Source organism: Pseudomonas defluvii (assembly GCF_001695625.1).
In the GTDB taxonomy this organism is placed as follows: Bacteria; Pseudomonadota; Gammaproteobacteria; order Pseudomonadales; family Pseudomonadaceae; genus Aquipseudomonas; species Aquipseudomonas defluvii.
Genome location: NZ_MBPN01000177.1, coordinates 1 through 5,754 on the forward strand (window position 1 = coordinate 1; position 5,754 = coordinate 5,754).

A 5,754-nucleotide genomic window follows, 5' to 3' on the forward strand; every position below is an offset into this window, starting at 1 on the left:
GAGCTTACATTTTCTAAGATCCTCGACTCCTTTTCCAGCCGGTCAGATTTTTTCTACACCCTTAAATGCGAAGAGCCGGTGACGCTTACCACGGGGCCGAAGATCTCTTCCTGGAACACCCGCATCGTGTTGTTGCCTTTGAGCAGGGTCGGTTGGATGTAATAACCGGTGGCCAGGCTGCCTTCGAGCTTCTCCACTTTGCCGCCGGTCAGCAGTTCGGCGCCTTCTTTCTCGGCGATCTCCAGGTAGGACAGGATCTTGTCGAATTGCTGTTCAGAGGCCTGGGCGCCGACCATGGTGTCGGTGTCCAGTGGGTCACCACGTTTAATCTGTTTGATCTTCTTCATCACTTCTTGCATGAACGCCGGGTAGATCGACTCTTGTACCAGCGCACGCGATGGGCAGGTGCAGACCTCGCCCTGGTTGAAGAATGCCAGCACCAGGCCTTCGGCGGCTTTTTCGATGAAGGCCGGTTCGGCTTGCATGATGTCTTCGAAGAAGATGTTCGGCGATTTGCCGCCCAGCTCAACAGTGGACGGAATGATGTTCTCGGCTGCACATTTCATGATGTGCGAACCAACTGGCGTGGAGCCGGTGAAGGCAATCTTGGCGATGCGCTTGCTGGTGGCGAGTGCTTCACCGGCTTCACGGCCGAAACCTTGCACCACGTTGAGTACACCGGCTGGCAGCAGGTCACCAATGACTTCCATCAGCACGGTAATGCCCAGCGGGGTTTGCTCGGCGGGTTTGAGCACGATGCAGTTACCGGCAGCCAGTGCCGGAGCCAGTTTCCAGGCCGCCATCAGGATCGGGAAGTTCCACGGGATGATCTGTCCGACCACGCCCAGCGGTTCATGGATGTGGTAGGCCACGGTGTTGCCGTCGATCTCGGCGGCGCTGCCTTCCTGGGCGCGCAGGCAACCGGCGAAGTAACGGAAGTGGTCGGCTGCCAGTGGAATATCGGCGTTCAGGGTTTCACGGACCGCTTTGCCGTTGTCCCAGGTTTCAGTGATGGCCAGCAGTTCAAGGTTCTGCTCGATACGGTCGGCGATCTTCAACAGGATCAGCGAGCGGGCTTGTACCGAGGTGCTGCCCCAGGCGTCGGCGGCGGCATGGGCGGCATCCAGGGCTTTTTCGATGTCTTCGGCAGTGGAGCGCGGGAATTCGGCGATCGGTTGGCCGTTCACTGGCGAGGTGTTGGTGAAGTACTCACCTTTGACCGGGGCGACGAACTCGCCATTGATGTAGTTCCCGTAACGGCTCTTGAAGGAAACGATTGCGCCTTCGGTACCTGGGTGTGCGTAACGCATGGTGTGTCTCCTGGCTTTTGTGCTTGTTGGGGAGGATATAGAGCGTAGAGCAAAGCGCGGGCCACTGCTGGCAGGTCTATGTAAATCAAGGGCTTGATGGGATTCTGCGGGTGCGCGCGGGCTTGGTTGTGGCATTTTCGGGACGGTGGGGGTGACACTTTGTGCCAGATGCGGGACAGCCTGTGACTCAGCGGTCGCACTGACATTGCAAAGCGTCAGCGGCTGGAGGATGCTGGGTTGTACCGCTTCCGGGGAGAACAATAAAAAGTGCAGAGCAATCATTTGAGCCGGCACGCTCGGCAAGTGCTTACGGTGACTCAGGGCAAGGCTCACTTGCAGGGGCCGGGCAGCGATCCATCCATCGCCCGTTCCTGGCTGCGTTGTCTGGAGGACTATCATCTCGATCCGGCCATGGCGATGGCGCCGACAGTGCTTGAGCATGGGCGTCTGCTGGAAAGCCGAGAGCGTCTGCAGCAGGTGCTGCAGATTGCCGGCAACGAGATGAACACGTTGCATCAACAGCTTTCCGGTGCAGGCCATGCGGTGCTGCTGACCGATGCGCGTGGGGTAATCCTCAACTGTGTGACGGCGCCGACCGAGCGCAAAATCTTCGAGCGTGCCGGGCTCTGGCTTGGCGCCGACTGGAGCGAGGCCAGTGAAGGCACCAACGGGATTGGTACCTGCCTGGTCGAGCGTCAAGCCGTCACTATTCATCAGGAAGAGCATTTTCGTGGCCGTCATACCGGCCTGACCTGCTCTGCCAGCCCGGTGTTCGACCCCCATGGCGAACTGCTTGCGGTGCTTGACGTATCGTCGGCACGCCCTGAGGTCTCGCGGCAAAGTCAGTTTCACACCATGGCGTTGGTCAACCTCTCGGCGAAGATGATCGAGAGCTGTTACTTCCTGCGCCATTTCGAAAACCAGTGGCTACTGCGCTTTCATTTGCAGGCCGAGTCGGTGGGCCTGTTCAGCGAGGGGTTGCTGGCGTTTGAGGGGGATGGACGTATCTGCGCGGCCAACCAGAGCGCCCTGAACTTGCTTGGGCATGTTCGCGGCGGCCTGCTTGGAAAGCCTGTGGAGATGTTCTTCGAGTGTTCACTGGATGAGTTGCTGGGGCGTGCTACGGCTCAGGCCAATGCCAGTTGGCCGCTGCGTACACGTGATGGTCGCCAGTTGTTTGCCAGTGTGCGCGGCCAGGTTCGGGCGCCACAACCGTCATCATCGGCCGCGGTGGCGTTGCCGCCGCCGGCACCGATTACGGGTTCGATTTGCCTGGTCGACCCTGCATTGCAGAACGATTTTCGTCGCGCCGTGCGGGTGTTCGAGCGCGATGTGCCATTGCTGCTCAATGGCGAGACCGGGTGTGGCAAGGAGGCTTTTGCCAAGGCGGTGCATCAGGCCAGTCAACGTGCGGCAAAGCCGTTCGTCGCCCTGAACTGTGCCTCGATCCCCGAGAGCCTGATCGAGAGTGAGCTGTTTGGCTATCGCGGCGGCTCGTTCACCGGTGCACGTAAGGAGGGGATGCGTGGGAAGCTGCAACAGGCCGATGGCGGCACCCTGTTGCTGGATGAAATCGGTGATATGCCGCTGGCGCTGCAAACCCGTCTGCTGCGTGTGCTTGAAGAGCGCAGGGTCGTGCCGATTGGTGGTGAACCCCAGGCCGTGGATGTCCGCATCATCAGCGCCACCCACCGCAACCTGCTGGAGCGGGTAGAGGACGGCAGTTTCCGCGAAGACCTCTACTACCGGCTAAACGGCCTGGAAGTGGCCTTGCCAGCTCTGCGTGAACGCAGTGACAAGGCTCAGTTGCTTGATTTTCTGCTGACGGAGGAAGCTGCGGGGCAGGTTGTCCGTCTGGAGGCGAAGGCGCGACATGCCTTGCTCGATTTCGCCTGGCCCGGCAACGTGCGCCAGTTGCGCAACGTCCTGCGCACATTGGTTGCGCTCGCGGAGGGCGAAGAGATTACCTTCAGCGACCTGCCGCCATTGATTCGTCGGCCGCCAGTTGCTGCGATACCCACGGTTTCCAGCGAGGCGCCTGAACATCCACTTGAGGATGCTGAGCGCAGCGCTTTGCTGGCCGTGCTGGAGCAGCAACGCTGGCACATGAGCCATGTGGCGGCGTATTTGGGCGTGAGTCGCAATACCTTGTACCGAAAACTGCGCAAGCATGGTATTGCCCGGGACGCCTGAACGAAAGGATGCGATTTTCCCCGCCCTGGGCTACCCTGCCTCGATGTTTTGCGAGGTCGACCATGCACATTCACATTCTCGGTATTTGCGGCACTTTCATGGGTTCGCTGGCGGTGTTGGCCAAGGAGCTTGGCCACCGCGTCACGGGCTCCGACGCCAACGTCTATCCACCGATGAGCACTCAGCTTCAGGCCCAGGGCATTGAGCTGACCCAAGGCTATGATGCCAGCCAGCTGGATCCGGCACCGGACCTGGTGGTCATCGGCAATGCCCTGTCGCGTGGTAATCCCGCGGTGGAGTATGTGCTGAATAAAGGCCTGCCTTATGTGTCTGGCCCGCAGTGGCTGGCCGATCATGTGCTGCAAGGGCGTTGGGTGCTGGCCGTGGCCGGAACCCATGGCAAAACCACCACCAGCAGCATGCTGGCCTGGGTGTTGGAGCATGCCGGGATGAGCCCGGGCTTCCTGATCGGCGGCGTGCCACAGAACTTCTCGGTGTCGGCGCGCTTGGGCGATACGCCGTTCTTCGTGGTTGAGGCTGATGAATATGACAGCGCCTTCTTCGACAAGCGTTCGAAGTTCGTCCACTACCGTCCGCGTACTGCCATCCTGAATAACCTTGAATTCGATCATGCGGATATTTTCCCGGATCTGGCAGCTATCGAGCGGCAGTTCCACCATCTGGTGCGCACGATCCCGAGTGAAGGCCTGATCATTCACCCCACCACTGAGCCAGCCTTGCAGCGCGTGATTGAGATGGGCTGCTGGACCCCGGTCCAGACCACGGGTGTTGGCGGTCAGTGGCAGGTCAAGCTGCTCAGTGCTGACGGTTCGCGTTTTGAAGTCAGCTTTGAAGGCGAGTCGCAAGGGGTGGTCGAGTGGGAACTGACCGGTCAGCACAACGTCGCCAACGCCTTGGCCACGTTGGCTGCTGCTCGCCATGTTGGTGTGGTGCCGTCGATGGGTATCGCCGCGCTGAGCGCCTTCAAAAGCGTGAAGCGGCGCATGGAGAAAGTCGCTGAAGTACAAGGCGTGACGATTTATGACGACTTTGCACACCATCCGACGGCGATCGCCACCACGCTGGATGGCCTGCGCAAGCGTATTGGCGATGCACCACTGATCGCCGTGATTGAACCGCGTTCGAACTCAATGAAGCTGGGCGCGCACCGCGATGGCCTGCCGGAAAGCGTACGCCAGGCCGATCAGGTGATCTGGTATGCACCGCCTAACCTGGGTTGGGATCTGGCGGCCACGGCAGCCCAGTGCCCGGTACCTGCGGTGGTGGCTGACAGCCTGGAAGCGATCATTGCCCGGGTGAAAAGCCAGGCCAAGCCCGGTACTCAAGTCGTGATCATGAGTAATGGCGGCTTTGGTGGCCTGCATGGGAAGTTGGCCGAGGCCCTGCGATGAGCGGGCCGGAACGCATCACGCTGGCCATGACCGGGGCCTCGGGGGCGCAGTACGGCCTGCGCCTGCTTGATTGCCTGGTGCGCGAAGACCGAGAGGTGCATTTCCTGATCTCCAAGGCTGCGCAGTTGGTCATGGCGACGGAAACCGATGTGCTGCTGCCGGCCAAGCCACAGGCAATGCAGGCCTTTCTGACCGAGTACACCGGCGCCGCCGCAGGGCAGATTCGTGTGTACGGCAAGGAAGACTGGATGTCGCCGGTGGCCTCAGGTTCCGGTGCACCGGCAGCGATGGTGGTCGTGCCGTGCTCCACGGGCACGCTTTCGGCCATTGCGACCGGTGCCTGTAACAACCTGATCGAGCGGGCGGCGGATGTCACCCTGAAAGAGCGTCGGCAGTTGATTCTGGTACCGCGTGAGGCGCCGTTCTCCACCATTCACCTGGAGAACATGCTCAAGCTGTCGAACATGGGCGCGGTGATTCTGCCAGCGGCTCCAGGTTTCTATCATCAGCCGCAGACCATTGACGACCTGATTGATTTTGTCGTCGCGCGCATTCTCAATGTGCTGAACATTCCTCAGGACATGTTGCCGCGTTGGGGTGAGCACCATGTCGGCGGTGAGGATTGAAACGTTCAGTTTTACTGGTGATGGTGCTGGCGCTGCTCAGTGGTTGCGCCAGCGTGCGCACGCTGGACGCGGCCAAGCCAGGTGCACCGATTGTATACTCCGGTACGCGCCTTGATCTGTATGCCATGCAGGGCGGGTGTTGCCCCATGGACCGTTTTGGTGCTGAGGCGCCGGCATATCCCGGGCTTGATCTGCCCGCGAGCGCGTTGCTCG

Annotated in this window: 4 protein-coding genes and 1 pseudogene; 4 read left to right on the forward strand and 1 reads right to left on the reverse strand. The window is 60.5% G+C overall.

Annotated features, from left to right (window positions below; genetic code table 11):
* Positions 1-77: 77 nt before the first annotated feature.
* Positions 78-1,310: pseudogene (locus EKA13_RS25570) on the reverse strand (aldehyde dehydrogenase family protein); the annotation flags it as partial.
* A 267-nt stretch (positions 1,311-1,577) separates the two neighbouring features.
* On the opposite strand from EKA13_RS25570, the gene EKA13_RS25575 reads away from it, so the two are divergent.
* From EKA13_RS25575 to EKA13_RS25590, 4 genes are all read left to right on the forward strand, one after another.
* Positions 1,578-3,503 (forward strand): sigma-54-dependent Fis family transcriptional regulator, encoded by a 1,926-nt coding sequence (locus EKA13_RS25575; RefSeq protein WP_065761864.1) that lies wholly within the window; start codon positions 1,578-1,580, stop codon positions 3,501-3,503.
* A 62-nt stretch (positions 3,504-3,565) separates the two neighbouring features.
* The gene (gene mpl / locus EKA13_RS25580) at positions 3,566-4,915 is read left to right on the forward strand and encodes a UDP-N-acetylmuramate:L-alanyl-gamma-D-glutamyl-meso-diaminopimelate ligase (RefSeq protein WP_065761865.1); all 1,350 of its coding nucleotides are present in this window, start codon (positions 3,566-3,568) and stop codon (positions 4,913-4,915) included.
* A complete protein-coding gene (gene ubiX, locus EKA13_RS25585) occupies positions 4,912-5,541 on the forward strand; it encodes a flavin prenyltransferase UbiX (protein WP_065761866.1) in 630 nt (209 codons plus the stop codon). Before mpl ends, ubiX begins: the two co-directional genes overlap by 4 nt.
* Before the next feature lie 20 nt (positions 5,542-5,561).
* Positions 5,562-5,754 (forward strand): YceK/YidQ family lipoprotein (locus EKA13_RS25590; RefSeq protein ID WP_083199914.1); only part of this gene is annotated, 193 nt, incomplete at its 3' end.

Excerpts from the sequence above, each read along its gene's own strand:
- ubiX (WP_065761866.1), top strand. The coding sequence starts at position 4,912 with ATGAGCGGGCCGGAACGCATCACGCTGGCCATGACCGGGGCCTCGGGG.
- mpl (WP_065761865.1), top strand. The coding sequence starts at position 3,566 with ATGCACATTCACATTCTCGGTATTTGCGGCACTTTCATGGGTTCGCTG.